Below are 15,880 nucleotides of genomic sequence, written 5' to 3'. Positions count from 1 at the left end.
ATCAAGAGTCCTTGCTGAACGTGAGAGGCTTTTTTTCCATCCTGAAGTTGCTGCGGATACTGTACTTTTTGATATTTCCGTAATCCTCAATTCCAGCTTGATTTCCATCTCCTGAAAAAATCCCATGGAGCATGATCCACGGTTTGAGAATGCCACTCGCAGGTGTTTCGCGATCAGTCATTGGCCTCTCCATAGTGACGGGCGATCAGCCCCAGCATCTGTTCCTGATGTTGTTTTATCGCTACGCCATCCCAATCACCATCAGCCTTGGTGTTGAACATATGAGCGAGTTTCAGAGAGTCGTATCGGTCTTTGTCACGGAAATCCTCACGCTTTTTCCCGACACTCTGGTTGCTATAGGACGAGTTCTCGCTAGGACTTAATAGCACCAGATTGCCGAAACTGTCCAAGTGCTGAGAATCCATCAGACGGCCAAATTCCTCCTTCTGAGGATGAACGTGCTCAATTGAGTTTTTTGAGGTCACGCGGTAGGTGGCTAGCTTTTTTGGGTCGTAGAAATTGAAGCTACCACGCTCACGCCAAAGGATGTATTCGAGCTTCTGAAACCAGTAGTGCTCAAAGCGAGTTCCTTGAGGCACTTTTAAATGGGCCACGACGTCAGCAATGTCCCTCATGGCTGGGCGTGTGCCGGACAGCAGATCAAAACTGGCCGCTTTCTGGCTGACATCAGCCAGCGATAACTGGTTATCAATGCGCTCCAGCAGCGCCTGCACCTGCGCTGTCGAGTTAGCTTCGCCAGCTATCAACGCCCCAAGAAACGGGGTCAACCAATATTGGGCGCTGCGCTCACCCGTAAAATTACGCACACTCTGCAGTTGGCTAAGGTCACTGCTCTCCAAAGAGGTGCGATTGAGCCGGTATCCATCTACGGTTTTGCCTAGATGTACGTTTGTCAGGCGTAAATGCCAGAGGGTGCTGCCGTCTTCCGGCCGCCACTTCACCACCCAGCGGTCAAACTGAAAGCGTACCTGCCACAAGCACTCGATGAAATTCTGAGCTCGCTGCCCATCAAGATGAGCTACAAAGTCCTCAAAATATTCATTCAATCGACTGTCATGCAGGCCAATTTCGACATCGTCTTCTTCCCACTGATGCAGGTAAATACGGTAGGTGTGCATCAGCAGCAAACTGAAGCTGATGATTGAACGACAGTTTCGGAATCGCTCCGACGTCTCCTCCTCATCATCATTGGACTTCTGCGGGGCCCACCTGGCGAGTTGCGCAATGCTCATGCCTGTCTCGGCTTGTGTCGTGGCGCAATCGAGCGGAAACGTCTTGGCGCAGTGCTCAGCCAAATCTTCACTGTTCAGATTTTTCCAATCGGCAGAAGGAAAAACCCATCGTAAATTCCGCTCGAAGTAGTCGTGCATATTTTCACAGGCTTGCCAGATCGCGTCGTAACGCGATTTGTTCTTTTCGATTTTTCCCAACAGCCGAGACTTGAGAATATCGCTCTGTTCCAACTGGACGCCGCTGTTGTTCATGGTTGAAAACAGCCGGTTCAGATCCATGCCCTTGGGCATGATGTTGTTGACCCATTTCACCTGAGTAAAAATGTAGTCGGCAACGTCGGACATAAAGGCCTCATCGCGTTCGCTCAGTAATGCACTCAGATGGTCAGAGAGTGCTTTACGTGCAGCGGTCAGGTGCTTGAGGTAGGTGCCCTCAACTTCAGTCGATACCCTGGACTCGACGTCGGCCTGAAGCCCTGCCCAATGCCCAAGCAAGCGTTGGACTTCTTCCCTGATGGCAAATACAAGCCGGGGTTGAGCTGCCACCACGACGAATCGACCCAGCGAATTGTTTGGCACAACGGCGTTGAGCGCGAGAGCCAGCAGCATCAGCGTCGTCATGCGCTGCTGCCCATCAATCACTTCATAGGTGGTACTGTCCGTTGAGGATGTTGTGACAACCGAGGTCAATATCGTACCGATGTAATAGTGAGGGGCACCCACCTCGTAGGCAGCAATGATCTGATCCAGCAGGCCGGTTACGTCTTCGCTCTGCCATACATAGGGGCGTTGATAGCTTGGGATAATCAGGGAAACATTATCGGCACACAGTAGCGAAGGTGTCTGGACGAACGAAAGGACACTGGTATTCATTGCACGGCTGCCTTGTTCATCGGAAACACTTCAAGCTTGCGGCTTATCGCGTTTCTGAACTCATCGTCAAAAGCGTCGCTCAGCGTATCGCCTGACTCGACTAATGGCATTGAAAAATAGCCCTGCACAGAGCGGACAAACCTGTATTTCACACTGTTGGAATCCAGGCGGTTGGCAACGGAATACCTGAAGTTCTTGAGCGTCACCATCAGCTCATCATGAGTGAAGCTGGCAGCAATCCAGTCCAACATCGGATGATCTTTGACAAAGCTCTGCGCCGAGCTTTCTCGCACTGCTTTTTCGTTGATAAGGCGTGGTGCGAAGACGACCCGGAATAACCAGTACCCCGCTTCCAATAGGTGCTGACGGCCAAACTGACTGACATACAGCAACACAGTGCAATCAAACAGCTTGCGTAAAAACTCACTGCCATTGGCCTTGACCACCAAGGCATCATAAAACTGGTGAAATGGCACCAGGCTGCTGTCATTTCGACTGAGCAATACACTTCTGCGCAACTGCTGAAAGTAATCAAAGTAGTGAATGGTATTGGCGCCATCATTTAATGGCTGACGCATCGCATACCCCTGGCTAGCCATATGCTGTGTGTTTTCGCCAAGGAAGTGGCTGATACTCACCGTGCGATATGCGACATCTGCGCCACGTCCTGTACAGTCAGCAAATTCTGTAACGATCTCCTCACGCGCTTGAACAGGCTGACGATGAGAAGACAGTCCACGCCATTTGAGCGTTTGCCAATGACGCGACTTCATCACCGCATCCAAAACTTGGCTCAGCTCTCCCCAGGCCTCCCAGCGTCTCGCATGAGTATTCTGTTCGTCTTGCGGCACCATCCGTAAATGGTGAGCTTTAAGAATCGCCGCACCATCAAGCCTCACCCCGCCAGTATTCTGTGTTTCAAAAAAACGGTAGGCATCATCTTCCCTGCGCGTCACCACCAGGGTGATGTTTACCCGTGAGAAATCTATCTTCGGCAGGATCTGTTGCTTCAGCCAGAAGAGATTATGGCTGGCACGGGCCTGAGATTCGGGTGAGGACAATGACACACCATTGGCCAAAACATGTTCACCCAATAGATGAGCCAACAACGCCATGCTGATCAACCGTTGCTGACCATCAATGATGTTCAGTTGATCCTTGCGACCGCGTGGCTCACGTGCCTGATGCAAAATGATACTGCCCAAGTAGAAATCATGGCTTGGGCCATCTGGTTGTGGATGAGGGGAAAAATGCTCTGCTAAATCGCACAGCAGGCGCTTGAGGTGTTTTGTTTGCCAACGATAGGGACGCTGATATTCCGGAATGTTCAAACGTCCTTCGATCAGGTGATCACCGCTGCCAATGATCGATTTGCCGCCAAGTAGTGCGGCTACCGATGTGCTGGCTACGACGATATCAGACGTTACAAGGTCGCTAACCAATGACCATTGTTCATCCTTGAGCTGCTCAGTCACTTGCGCCACTTCCCTAGGGTTAGACAAGCCTGGGCATTGGTGCCGACTTGAAAATTTTATGACACTCAGTAATGGCCAAATGATCTCAGCCAAAATCGGCAAACACAAGGAGCAGCAGTGCTGTTTTAGTGATGTTCAGCAGCAATCGTATTGCACCTGAAGTGGTCAACCCAATGAATGTACTCGTGACACCGACATGTGCCAACCATGCGCATGGTAGGAGCCCAAAGTCGGCCAAGCCAACGTACAGATGCTTCCAGTGATTCAGGTTACCCAGGACACTGATGCTGCGAAGTTAGAGGCGGCATCTCCTTGATATCAGCGAGCCATTAGTGCGTAAATCCGAGCTCGTACCCTGCATGCGAGATCGAGCATGGATGTGTTGCACACGCTGAAAAATACCTATGTTAAAGAACGCCGCACTGCGACGGCGCGCAGTCATCTAACCCTTCGCGGCTTCTTCTTACGATTGTTCAATGCTGAAAAATACTGGGATGAACTGACTGCTCATGAGAACCAGCTGCTAGATCTCGGTGCCCGCACCCTATCTGACATCCTCAATGTCCAGGGTAAAAGTACGCGGGAGCTAAAAACCTATCAGCTGATCCTGAAGAACCTCAACGCGAAGCTTACGGAGCGCGGTAATTTCTTGTTGGTATTGGTTACGCTCATCACGGCGCTGGGCCTTACCAAAGTCAATGACATATTGGACTTTAGCAGTATGTCCCGCGACGGCTTGATCCTGTTTGCCATCGCGATCCTAACTATTTTTTTGGCTTTGAACGACACGTTACGAGTGCGTAACAGAGCAGCTATCCATGAAGAGCTATCAACGTCATCGAGCGACATTTGCTGGATAAAACAAGCGAGGCACCTGCATCAACACCTGCACCCGTACCCGTACCCGTACATGCGGCCCCCTCTAGTGAAGCGGCTAAAAACATCTTTCGGGCGATCTTCCATCGGACATCGTCTTCTGCCTTGTTAAAGGCAAGCGCAGTGCTGTTCGGTATCGGACTGGTCGGAATCTCCCAAACAGGACTGGCGCTGTATGAAAAAGAACTGGATGCTTATGCCGACAAATACAAAATTGAAGCGATTACCCATCGCCCGCTGAATGAGACAGACTGCAGGTTCATGGGAACTCATGAGGTCGAATGCTTTATGGCTCAACACAAGATGGACGCTTCTGAGAGTGCTTTGGGCTTACTCCAAGCCGTGGTTAACGCTGCTTTCGTCTTTAGCCTCTTATGCTTTATCGCATCGATTTTCGTATTCCTGTCCACGGCCTTTGCAAACAACTTATACACGGACAAAAAACCGGCAAGTCCTCAATGAATCAGATTTGGTAATCAACGTGCCTAATAGGAAGACACCGCGACCATGGTTTAGTCGTACCTGGCTTGCTCATTCTAGTGACGACAGAGATTTACGCCCAACGATTCATTCATCCGGATGCAGCCGGCTAAAAAACCCGGTGGCTGTTGTCAATTGACCTTTTCAGGGGTGCAAAATTGAAGCTGATCGCAAACCGTATCAATGGCATTCACCTTAGAGATATTTTGCTAAAAATATCGAATCCTGAAGAAGTGGACTGCGTATTTGCTGCGATAGCATACGGTTCCAGTGCATCAAACATTGCACAAGACCTGGTAGGCCATTCTGTAGCCAATAACTTTCGACTTGATTTGTGGATGCGTTACGACCACACAGTTCCGGTCTCGATTGAGCTTCTAAAACGTTTGCTAAAACACCAAAAGGAAAACGTGACCACACGCTTTATACCTGACTGCTTTCACCCAAAGGTCATTTGGTGGAAAGGATATGGCGCCTATATCGGCTCGGCAAATCATACAGATAAAGGGTGGATGACCAACATCGAAGTTGGCGTTTTTCTCACCAACGATGAGCTGATTGCCAATGGCGTGGATAACGAGCTTGATGAGTTCTTCGAATATTTAAACGAGTTGAAGGTAAGTATTCCTATTTCCAGCGATTATATCGCCGAAATGGTGCGAATGAACGAACTTAACAAGAACGTATATGCAGAAGCCAAAAAACTACGAGAGCATGAAGAATGGCAGGGCTCAAGCTTTTCAGAGAAAAAAAGCGGCTTTGAGCGGAAAAAAGGAAATTTTAGAACGGAGTGGCTGGATACTATGGCCATCCTGAAAAGCATAGAGGAGCAGCTCTCGGAGTATCGTCCCAGCTGGGTGGCTGAAAGTGTCCCTTCTGGATGGCAAGTGGATCAGTTTCTCCATGCCTACTACTACAACAAAGTTGGCGATGGCCTTAGCAAGCCCTATGAAGACTATTTCCAGCGAAACAAAAACTCTAAACATATAGCCTTAAAAACCGCACTGGAATGGTGGAAATCGCTGAAATCTGCTCCTTCCCACGAAGACGAGACCTTTTATCAGCATGCCCCTAAAGTTCGGGAGTTACTTGCTGAAGACAAAATCTTAGGCCTGAGCGTTGAGGAGTTTGAAATCCTATGCAGCAAAACACACGCCACGATGGATCACATCATCAAGGTACCTTTACAGGTTCTAGGACGCCCAGAACTGACCTCCATGGATAAAGAGGGGCGCCTGAAGCTCTTTGCTCCAATGATCATGCGCGAGCGCAACAGCAAAGGATGGGACGTTCGTAAGCTATTGCACTACGTCCTTTATGAAGGTGCTCCATCTGATATTTGGCAACGGCTTTACCACGCTGGACGCGATGAAAGCTATACGATTCCCCGATATGGCCTGAACTCCATTGCTGAAGTCGCCGGCTGGGCCAGGCCAGAGATTGCCCCGCCTCGAAATGGCCGCACAAGCAAGGCTCTAAGGGCACTGGGCTTCGCTGTGAAGATCTATTAACGAAGTGCTAACGGTTGCTCGATTCCAGTGGTTAGCGTCTACGTAGCTCGAATGGCTACGTAGTCCTGGAGCCGATCGTAAACGAAGATCAGGAGCTCCAGTTCTACTCCGTTGTGACGGCCTATCGGCTTAGCTGGCGCGGCCATGGCACCTTAGTGGGCAACGCCATCTGCAACGTAGAATGAAAAAAGGCGCCCACTGGCAAGCGGTTCACTTAAGGTGTTGAAGAATCCCAGCCATCAGTGCCGGGACTTTTCGTTGTATTTTTAAAAAGCACTGAAAAAAGATGTGCATTTGATCAGCGCATTTTAATGCGCTGCCACCCCTCATTCATCAAGCATTAGTGCATTATATTGCGCTACTGTCGTGTCTGGAGGCGGGCATGCGATTCCTTGGCGGGTAAGGAATCCAGTGATGTGTATTTCGATGCACTGCGTTGCAAGACCCAGTGTTTCCGCGCTCTGCCCGATCTACTCGCGAACCTACAGGATAGCGTCCGCAACGCAAAGAGCATTCCGTTCAACAATCTGGACTCGGCTGAAGGAATGGGGGTTGATGTGAAAGAGAAGACCCTAGAGTGAGAAAAAAAGAGCCCCTTCAGGGCTCTTTATGACGATTCAATATTGAATCATTTAGACAGCCACGACTCCACTGTGGCAGCACCGTATTCTGTTTTCCACTCTTTCAGCCCGCGATGGTTCCCACCTTTAGTTTCAATCACCTCACCGGTATGTGGGTTTTTATAAACCTTAACTTTACGCGCCTGACGGCGACCAGCCTTAGGTGAAGATACTTGTGTATGACGAGAGGCTTGCGGATCAAGGATATTAATCACGTCCTTCAAGCTATAACCATGCTCAGCCAACAAGCCACGAAGCTTCGACTCAAATTCAATTTCTTTCTTGAGCCCAGCGTCACCTTTCAACGCTTCAAGCGCCTGCAATTGTTCTGCAAGATGACGCTCAAGCTGGCGGAATTCGGCGAGTTTAGACATGAAAACCTCATGAAGTAGCGTTAGAAGTAGGTTGAAGAGTTTTTGAAATCTAACAGATAAATCATTTAAGTCAAAATCACGCGCACATGACCGTTCTTAAAGGCGGCATGCCGGTTTACCACTACATAGCCTAAGCATCTCCTTCAACTGTGTACCTTTGAATAGCAGCCCTACCACGTCATCTACTCTAGAGGTAATCGATTACCCCGTACAATTCTACTGGCCCCAGGGCAAAGACCTAGGCTAGGTTTACGACAAGTGCTCATAGCCTGTTTCGCTCGCAGGGAGCGCAGAAACGGACAAATGATTTTGCTCGCCGTACGCCGCTGGTAGGCCAAGGAGAAGCATCCACTGCAGTACGCTATCTCATAAAGACTTCTAATCCACAACGCTTCGGAGGATCAATGACAATCACTGCACCGAAGGAAGGTGAGCTTTGGAAAATTGCTGTGTCGACCATGGGGATGGAACCTTTGCAGCTCTGGGTCGCACAAACATTGAAGGAGTTTGTGAATACGCGTGCCGTTAGTATTTTGGGGAGGCTGCACAGTCAATGGGTAGGTCTAGAGGCGCTATCCGCGATTCGAAAGGGCCAAGAGCTTGCGGGCATGACACCGTGGTACCTTCCAGAGGATCCAACCATTGTGCATATACTCAACGCTCAAAGGGCCTTTCTATTACGCCGTATCGTTCAGGCACTTCCACCCGAGGTGTTGCCCCAAGAGCACCTCGAATGGAGGTTGCAACTTGATATAGCTTTGTAAACTTCTGGTGCCGAGCTCCAAAAGCATCACACTACAACGCCCTCCTCCAACCGGCCGATGAGATCTAGAACAGCATTCATCTCAACCCTCGTGCCGAGCATCTCAAGAGGTGTTTTCCAATTCAGCGCTAGCGAAGGCATGCCCATCCATTTTCGTGCCGAATCAAGGTCATTGCCGAGCAGTGCGAAAGCGCCGTTCAGAACTACAGCAATGCTCCACAATCGGTCGCCTTCCACCAGTGACAATCGGCCTGTTTTTTTGCGCTTTTTCAACGTCGCCGACGAGCCCCCCCATGTATCTACGAAGCTCATCGTCAGGGCTCTTTAGAATTACCGAGAGACGCCCGTAACAGCACAGCCTGCTGCTCGATGTTCTTGATCGGCACAAAACGAATGTTTGGCCGGCCCACTGCTTCGCAGACAACCTCAGCGTTAGCCAAAACGATCTTGCCATACTTATTAACACCGAGTCCGTGCGAGTAGCTGCGTAGCACCATTGAAGCCGTTCCAATAGGAAATCCGCAGCCTCATATTTATCACCTAGCAAATAAGCTTAATACACTCAACAATCGAGCGATGTATATTGCAAACTTGAAAAATGTCAAGCCAAAAGCGATTACGGGCAAAAAAAAATCTCATGTTAAGCTTGCGTAACAACAACCGAAACAGGAACAATTCATGTCCTCTTACATCATTCACATCGAACATAGAGAAGAGCAAGATCTCGCTTGGGTTGAAATAAATAGTTTGCGCACAGAGTCTCGGTCTGCACGACGTTGCCGATTCCAAACGATAGGTTGGATTTTAAGTATCGTAGATACGGTTAATTCTAAAATAGACCCAAGGTGCCTTGCGGATGAGGAATATGCAAAAAAGGCACTCATCAAATTTACGGGAATGGATGAGAAGTCAGCAGATCAAATTTTGAACGCTCACGACTGGAGGAGAAGGTTCGAGGCTGCCTGGCAAATCCTTAACAATGATGAGCGAAAGGAGGCATTACATTTGAATTATGATTTCTGGGACAACTACTGGCCTGGATTTGATTCTTTCAATTGCACGCTAAGGGACTATTTTCCTAGGTAAAAATTAAGTACTCCACACCCCCAAAGCAATACCCACTGACTTCGCACCATAAGCCCAAGCATCGTCACGACCATACTTTCATAAAGCACAAGTTGAGACATGGCGCCATTACTCATGTGATCGACAATGAACTTATTTCCATTGATGCTAACGCCTGACTGGAAGATAACCTAGATAATCTTCCACATTCTAAATAAAAATTTATCCGAACTCCGCTTACCTCTCGCACCGTCTAAATCAATAAAAATATAGACCCGCAGTTTCTGTTTAAAAGGGCTCCAGAATAGATACGGGAGCCCGACGACCAGCATACCTAAACTTACCCTCCAACCTTGGAACGGGCCTCAAAGCGCCGACCTAGCCTTTTCCGCATTATGCTGGCACGCTCTCTGAAGCGATTATCTATTTCATTTAGGGTATCACGAGCTTCATATGCATCGATTTCGGTTAGGCTCTCAAATAGACTGAGGCCTTGCTCTTGAGTGATCGATCCAAGCCGGTGAAGCGTAGTTGCCAAATTAATTAACTCAGGGGCAGACATAGCGATAGACGTACTCAAGTCCGATAACTGTCCTTGCCAGATTTTTATCAAACCCTCTGCTATTCTTCCAACGCATTCAGCATTATATGGTAAAAGCGAGTTCAAACCTGAAACTACAAATGTCCCATTTATGGATGGCGCAAAATCTATATACCTCGCGATGGCTTCCAGTAATTGAGTCGTTTGACTTCCAACAGGTATTGGCTTGACGATACGAAACCAATCAAAAATTACAACCCACACACCTCGCTCACCAGAAGCTAACAATCTGGTGAGTGTTTCTGTAGCCACTGCGCGATACTGGGGATTACTCCATAAACTCATCGCCGTTGCAGCTGCTCCAGCACGAGCATCGATAAGTGAGGTGTCAGTTTCTATATCTTTAAGCCACTGGCGTGCCCATATGAGATCCGGCTGGCACATCGTAATAAGTGCCGTCAACTCTCCATATCCCTGGTTAGCGGCCTTAGAAGGCCAAGTCCGCCACTTAACCAAATGTGACTCGACCACCTCAGGTGCATACCACTGCACACCGCTCAGCAATTGACACGTAGCTGCCTTACCAACCAACTGCGGAACCTGCTCCAAAATGGCTTGAACTATGCGCCCTCGTTCGGAGTCTGCGCCTTGTAGAAACTGTATGAAATACAGTAGGTGCTCCCAAACCACAGGATCCGATGAATGAGCCAAATAGCTTTCGAGAACATCGATAACGCGCTTGTCCTCTCGGCGGGAGAGGTGTACCAGGATCAAGGTTGAGACAATCGAGTACTCACCTTGGGGAACTGCCTGGATTCGACCTACTCCCCATAGAAGACTTTTCACTACTGTATCGTCATAAGAGTTATCTTGCGAACCATCATCTTCAGGCTCATCTAGTTCTACCGAACTCAAACAAACTGAAGAAATTTCAATCACCTCTTTTAGCCAGCTTTCGAGTATTTCGATCACCGCATCACTAACATGGATGTTTCGCTCGATCAGTTTATCGATCGCCCCTGTTGCATAGTTCTTGAACTCGTCGCCTTTAAATCCCTTTCTGGATAACTCAACGATCAGGTCGCAAACTATCTCAGGAGACGTCGACTCTGCCAATTCTCTTAAGCTAAAGCTCGCTGTCCGCTCCGCACTGTCAGTAGGAAGCTGCATAATCAGAGTTTTAGCTCGTGCTGGGTCTGTTTTGGCAAACTCTGCGAAAGCTCTTGCAAGCTGAATATTGCCACCCTGCCCCCTACGCCTCGGATGATCCCAATTGGTTGAATCTGGCAATCCTCTGAATGCATTTAGAATGTGCTCGTCTGTCGCACGCCCGATTTCTTCAGCGGTCATGATCGAATCGACACGTAGTAGCGTAGACCCAACGCCAAACTTAATTTCAGGGAATATTCTTGTCTCCTCTTCAACTCTACGTTGAATAGGCGCACTTCTTTGACGCGTAGGTAGAGCGCGAAGCAAATTAACTTTTAATCTCCGAATCTGATTAGACCACTGACGTCGGTGCGACGGATCTATCATATGCAATGGCAAGGCGGGCGCAAATGCAGTGACTGCCGACTCATAACGACTTACATCTGCATCACACCAATGAGGTGCACAGGCAACTACCAAGGCCCTCGTCGTACTATGAGGATCTAGAGGTGAGCCAAGGTAGAAACGGCGAGCATCGGACACAAGGAAATCAAGTGCATCCGAAGAAGTAGCAGCCCCCCCTTTGGCAAGACCATAGGCAATTAAGCGCTGCACGGGCGTAAACTCTTTTTCCTTTTCAACAGCGACCCATGCTCTGAATTTTACAAGATCAATCTTCACCATTTTCTCTACAGCGATCGTCAAAGCTTCAAGAAGCGCTGGAGGCTCTAAATTACCGTTCTCACCCGCAAAGCGAAAATTGGAAGCGTACCGCAGTGAATAGCCAAGAATCGGAACTTCTTCGTTTGAAAATGAATACAGTGAGTCATACACCCTTGAAAACCAGGGCCATAATGTTTCCAAAAAATCCAAAGGCGCATTTTCTGCTAATGCGGGAAGGGTATCCCAGAGCCTATTTTCAAGTAGCTCCTTGATAAATTTTTGCTCATCTCTCCGCTCTTGAATCTCTTCTTGTTCATACGACTCAAGAACGTCCCGTTGAGCCGCACTCATCTGTGTTGCCTGTTCTATTGCTTGATCCAACTGCCGTTCTAAAACAGCGCGCACTAGCTTCAGGGCCATTTGTGGCTGATTCACTCCCAAAGTAGCGATCACTGGATCAATGTAAAGCACGGAAAAGTCGGAACGTGTCACGACTATCTTGCCAAAAGCCAAAAGCTCCTCTGACCATAAATGAGTATTTCTCAAAACATTCCAAATACACTGGTCATTGGATTTGTTTGGTATCCACCGAGCCTCAATCAGACGAGTGACCGCTTCAGGGTTGTCGTTAATTGCTGATGCCAGAATCGGAATCATCAGCTTTGCACTCGTTTTACTTTCAGTCATCGCGTCAGCAATGTAACTCTCTGCAAACCTCAAGAACCATCCAGCACTTCCAGAAATAGCTTTATATACAAGTGCCTGCTCGTGTTGATTGCGTAAAGCCTGGTCGAGGAATAATGCTTCTTTATCTGTCGGGCTAGCCTGCTGGCCGAGAAAATCGATCAGCAAAAAACGCAAATGTTTTCGAAGCCCCTTAGCTGTCCAGATAGCCTCGAACTCTGAAGCGTACATCGTCATTTCCCGCGCCCTAAGATAGTTCAGCGCTGCCCATAGCTTGGCTCTGACGAACAAAGAGTTTTGCCGGTTCAGAATGTAGCTCGAAAGCCGCCCTTCCTCTTGGGCGAAGTGCCGTGCCAATGCATACTCGAAAAGCGTTTGATGAGAAAAACCCAAGCTACCTTCGAGGGATTTTTTCAGAATACCTGCGGCGATGAGCACCTTGACTGTATCCGCATGCTCATCGAATCGAGCACTGGCGAGCCAGAGTGTTTCTGCAGCAGCCATCTTGTTAGCAACCAGGTAGGCCAAAACCGATTTTTTCGGGCCGTCTTCGCCGCTAAGCACTCTTTGCTCCCATAGCTGGTCGAGCATGCCCTGATACGTGCTGAAGGGCTGCGACCACCCCTCTACCTTGAGCGAAAGGTAGGTATTCAAAGCCTGAGGAGACCTCATGACCTCTTGGGCATCAATGGGCCAGCCGGTCGCTTCAACGCCATTTTCCAGCAGGATTTCCAACACCTCCTCCCACGACGGAAGCGCTAGATGAATACTTTCGGTATTAATGCTTCGTAAGCGAGCATCGTGGTCAAATTCAAAGGGTCTGGACGATAAAACAATGTGGAGATTATTTGTCTTGCCTACCTGGCGAACGAGATTGATGAGGGTGCTTAAGCGTTCGGTTTGCATATCGAGGTACGATGCCAACGCATCGAGCTGATCAATGATCAGTATGGCGCGCCCATGCTTACTCAATCGCTTCAACATAGTGCTGGGGAGCTCAGAGAGGTCAAGATAACGCTGCAGCTCATGTTCGTCTGTGACCCCGACGTCCAGCAAATCAGCCTTGATCGCTAAAACCGTCAAACCATGCTCATTTTGGATTTGTTTACCCAGTTCAGCCATCAAGGCTGATTTTCCTGCGCCAGGTGGCCCCAAGATAGCAGTAGTGCTGGAACCTGTATTTTTGACGAGATCTTTAAGCTCATCCAGCTCGGGACGATGAATCCATCTCTCATTCCTTAGCGTTGTAGGCCAATCCAGAAGGTCGTGAGAGGTACGTCGCAACTCTTCTCGCCATCGCGCCAAAAGATCCTCTTCAGACTCCAATACCTGTTGGGGCTGATCTGATTGTCGTAGAGTTTCTATCTGCCCGGTTAACTCGATCAATATTTGCTGGTATGAAGTCTGGACAATTGCTGCGACTCCAGGATCGCGAACAGTTGCCAGCACACTGGCTACAAGCACTGCAACAATATTTGTAATCGCTGAAATTGCGTGCTGGGGACTTTCCATCGAAATCGCAATGAAGCTCTGAATGAGCGCACTGAAATCGTCCTTAGCGGGGTCTCCGCCGGCCATTTTGGCTTTCGCTGCATTCCTTAATCGGCGCTGTGTGTCTGGCTGATTGATCCATTCTTGAACGTGCGGTAGCTTGAGGAAGTCAGTGCGTACTGCCTGGCCGCACAATGACGCCAAAGACGTTTCCCACCATGGGTCATCAGGATGAGTTACCCCGAGACGCCTCAATGCGTCGTCCAAAATACGCTCTGCATAATCAGCTTCAACAGCATCTGGATCAGCGGCCGCCGTGCGCTCTTGATGTATCTGCTTGACCTTGGGGGAAAGCATCCGACCTATGGATGCCATAAATTTTACAGCTACTGCAGTTAAGTCCATCAGCAATCGACTTCCATTTGATGCCGCTCTTATTGGCGATAATTGATCATGAGTACTGTAAAGACGTAGATACTGCGGCATTCAGTATCTATAACCGACCCTAAGCGGTTCTGGTGACGTAGATTACCCCTGACGCAAACCTCTATCCACAATCCCATCTCAAAAAGCCCTGGCCCCTTCGTTACGCCTGGCGTCTAGGGATTGCTGATAAACGATCACTTGGAAAACACACCATTCCCGACAGATGTTGTCCGACACCGGTATTTTTCGAAAAATACCTCCCCTTTATTTGAGATCAAAAAATTTAAACGTTGTTTGAAATCAAAAGTAAAGCAGCGGCTTTCAGCCGCAAAGGGTAGCGATTTTGCTAATGTCCAGGGACAGCCTACGGCTTGTGTTCAATCCTAAAAAATCGCAGAAAAAGTCAGAAGCAAAAGCAAAAGCAAAAGCAAAAACCACCATCGTTTTCTCATCCCTAATCACCGAAAGTAGGGTCTTCGAGATCCTCGCTTTTTTGTTGGTCTCAAATATAAAGATCCGTCGCTGAAAAAAAATTTCAAGGGCAGAAAAAAAATATGTTTTCAATGCGACTGGCTGGTGAAATACCCGAAGGAGCAATCACAGCTGTACAGCCCCCCCTAGGTAGCACATTCCTACCGTGTCTAACCCCAAATCTGCGCATACATGGCCGCTTCGATCTACCTCACGCTGTTAGCATTCGCTGAACACTTCACAGCTTGAAAACGATTACCGTTTTGAGGAAATACAGATGGATACGGAACTGAAGACTCTCTGGCAGCGCGAGCGTCAAAGGCGCGAAGCCCTATGGGATCTGGAGAGGATATGGCCGGGAAATGAGGATGCGAAACCGTTCCTGTCCGTCCTCGCCGAGATTGATCGGCAAGATCTTGAGCAGCCTCTAGGAGATGCCTACGAAATGACTATCGACGAGCTGCGCGATGCTGTTCCAGAAACGAAGTTTGAAGGAAGCGATGGCTACCCTTTCATGATCGTGCTTGACCACCACATACCGCAACCGTGGCGGTCTCGATTTGAAGCCGCAAGCATGCTTTCAACTCGTTTACAGGAGGGTGCTTACGCGAGTGACTGGCGTCGCTTTCTTCGGTGCTGGGTGAATGAGATGCAGCACTTGGCCGCGCACAGGGATATCTCACACCTCACAAAAGCGCCCTGACCATCGCATCGCGACTTAGGTTTATTGGTCGGGATCAGGTACCACGAGGTGCTGCCTGTTTCATTCATCATCCCGCAAGAGCGGTGCATGGAGATCAACATCTACATGGCCGACTAGCGAAATGATGCAGGCTCCAAAGAGATCTGCTTTGGCGCGTGGCGGGAGGGCATCATGTCTTTCAGGATCGATGTGCTCAAGGAGGTTCGACTCGAACCTCGATGGCAATCGAAGCGCCTTGTGACTTTCCGTTTCTTGTTTCGACCGCTGCCCAACTCATCGACCACAATTTCCGTTGGCATCAAGCACGGTGCCTTGTCTGATGAGGGCTAGCCCCAGTTACTACGGTTGGATGCGGGCGATAACGATAAATGCTCCATATCTTTCGATAGGAAGCATTTTCATAAATCGCCAAGCCGTCGAACTGGTTCGATGCGTAAATCAATAACAGAAAGAAACCACAGC

The 15,880-nt window shown here is 48.9% G+C and carries 12 protein-coding genes; 6 read left to right on the top strand and 6 right to left on the bottom strand.

The window, feature by feature from the left end; translation table 11 throughout:
* Position 1: 1 nt before the first annotated feature.
* From KCG87_RS15205 to KCG87_RS15195, 3 genes are read right to left on the bottom strand one after another with little or no spacing between them, the layout of a single operon-like run.
* Positions 2-181, bottom strand: coding sequence for a hypothetical protein (locus KCG87_RS15205; RefSeq protein ID WP_210558310.1), 180 nt, complete (start codon positions 179-181; stop codon positions 2-4).
* Complete coding sequence (locus KCG87_RS15200; protein WP_210558308.1) at positions 174-2,126, bottom strand: DUF262 domain-containing protein; 1,953 nt, start codon at positions 2,124-2,126, stop codon at positions 174-176. The genes KCG87_RS15205 and KCG87_RS15200 overlap by 8 nt, the downstream gene beginning before the upstream one ends.
* Complete coding sequence (locus KCG87_RS15195; protein WP_210558306.1) at positions 2,123-3,601, bottom strand: DUF262 domain-containing protein; 1,479 nt, start codon at positions 3,599-3,601, stop codon at positions 2,123-2,125. The genes KCG87_RS15200 and KCG87_RS15195 overlap by 4 nt, the downstream gene beginning before the upstream one ends.
* A 373-nt stretch (positions 3,602-3,974) precedes the next feature.
* On the opposite strand from KCG87_RS15195, the gene KCG87_RS15190 reads away from it, so the two are divergent.
* From KCG87_RS15190 to KCG87_RS15180, 3 genes are all read left to right on the top strand, one after another.
* Complete coding sequence (locus tag KCG87_RS15190; RefSeq protein WP_210558304.1) at positions 3,975-4,589, top strand: hypothetical protein; 615 nt, start codon at positions 3,975-3,977, stop codon at positions 4,587-4,589.
* 11 nt (positions 4,590-4,600) lie between these two features.
* Positions 4,601-4,939, top strand: a complete 339-nt coding sequence (locus tag KCG87_RS15185; protein ID WP_210558302.1) for a hypothetical protein — start codon at positions 4,601-4,603, stop codon at positions 4,937-4,939.
* 176 nt (positions 4,940-5,115) lie between these two features.
* Positions 5,116-6,468 carry a phospholipase D family protein gene (locus tag KCG87_RS15180; RefSeq protein WP_210558300.1) on the top strand — a complete coding sequence of 451 codons (1,353 nt, stop codon included), beginning with the start codon at positions 5,116-5,118 and terminating at the stop codon, positions 6,466-6,468.
* 628 nt (positions 6,469-7,096) lie between these two features.
* Here the strand turns inward: KCG87_RS15180 and KCG87_RS15175 are convergent.
* Positions 7,097-7,462: a histone-like nucleoid-structuring protein, MvaT/MvaU family gene (locus tag KCG87_RS15175; RefSeq protein ID WP_210558299.1), complete on the bottom strand. Its 366-nt coding sequence runs from the start codon at positions 7,460-7,462 to the stop codon at positions 7,097-7,099.
* 404 nt (positions 7,463-7,866) lie between these two features.
* Here KCG87_RS15175 and KCG87_RS15170 point away from each other — a divergent pair, with 404 nt between their 5' ends.
* A complete protein-coding gene (locus tag KCG87_RS15170) occupies positions 7,867-8,226 on the top strand; it encodes a hypothetical protein (protein WP_210558298.1) in 360 nt (119 codons plus the stop codon).
* 26 nt (positions 8,227-8,252) lie between these two features.
* Here the strand turns inward: KCG87_RS15170 and KCG87_RS15165 are convergent, their stop codons facing one another.
* Complete coding sequence (locus KCG87_RS15165; protein WP_210558296.1) at positions 8,253-8,537, bottom strand: antitoxin Xre/MbcA/ParS toxin-binding domain-containing protein; 285 nt, start codon at positions 8,535-8,537, stop codon at positions 8,253-8,255.
* Between the two features lie 366 nt (positions 8,538-8,903).
* Here KCG87_RS15165 and KCG87_RS15160 point away from each other — a divergent pair, with 366 nt between their 5' ends.
* Positions 8,904-9,311, top strand: a complete 408-nt coding sequence (locus tag KCG87_RS15160) for a hypothetical protein (protein ID WP_210558294.1) — start codon at positions 8,904-8,906, stop codon at positions 9,309-9,311.
* A gap of 319 nt (positions 9,312-9,630) precedes the next feature.
* Here the strand turns inward: KCG87_RS15160 and KCG87_RS15155 are convergent, their stop codons facing one another.
* Entirely contained in the window at positions 9,631-14,304 is a 4,674-nt protein-coding gene (locus KCG87_RS15155; RefSeq protein ID WP_210558292.1) for an ATP-binding protein, read from the bottom strand.
* A gap of 688 nt (positions 14,305-14,992) precedes the next feature.
* On the opposite strand from KCG87_RS15155, the gene KCG87_RS15150 reads away from it, so the two are divergent.
* Entirely contained in the window at positions 14,993-15,418 is a 426-nt protein-coding gene (locus KCG87_RS15150; protein ID WP_210558290.1) for a hypothetical protein, read from the top strand.
* Positions 15,419-15,880: the final 462 nt, after the last annotated feature.

The sequence above is a fragment of the Pseudomonas sp. MWU347 genome (genome assembly GCF_017947305.1).
Lineage (GTDB): Bacteria > Pseudomonadota > Gammaproteobacteria > Pseudomonadales > Pseudomonadaceae > Aquipseudomonas > Aquipseudomonas putida_A.
The sequence above is the reverse complement of the archived record's forward strand: the minus strand, read 5'-3'. Positions and strand labels throughout refer to the sequence as shown.

Coding starts and splice junctions, on each gene's coding strand:
- KCG87_RS15205 (WP_210558310.1), bottom strand. CDS start 181: ATGACTGATCGCGAAACACCTGCGAGTGGCATTCTCAAACCGTGGATC.
- KCG87_RS15200 (WP_210558308.1), bottom strand. CDS start 2,126: ATGAATACCAGTGTCCTTTCGTTCGTCCAGACACCTTCGCTACTGTGT.
- KCG87_RS15190 (WP_210558304.1), top strand. CDS start 3,975: ATGGATGTGTTGCACACGCTGAAAAATACCTATGTTAAAGAACGCCGC.
- KCG87_RS15175 (WP_210558299.1), bottom strand. CDS start 7,462: ATGTCTAAACTCGCCGAATTCCGCCAGCTTGAGCGTCATCTTGCAGAA.
- KCG87_RS15170 (WP_210558298.1), top strand. CDS start 7,867: ATGACAATCACTGCACCGAAGGAAGGTGAGCTTTGGAAAATTGCTGTG.
- KCG87_RS15165 (WP_210558296.1), bottom strand. CDS start 8,537: ATGAGCTTCGTAGATACATGGGGGGGCTCGTCGGCGACGTTGAAAAAG.
- KCG87_RS15160 (WP_210558294.1), top strand. CDS start 8,904: ATGTCCTCTTACATCATTCACATCGAACATAGAGAAGAGCAAGATCTC.
- KCG87_RS15155 (WP_210558292.1), bottom strand. CDS start 14,304: ATGCCGCAGTATCTACGTCTTTACAGTACTCATGATCAATTATCGCCA.
- KCG87_RS15150 (WP_210558290.1), top strand. CDS start 14,993: ATGGATACGGAACTGAAGACTCTCTGGCAGCGCGAGCGTCAAAGGCGC.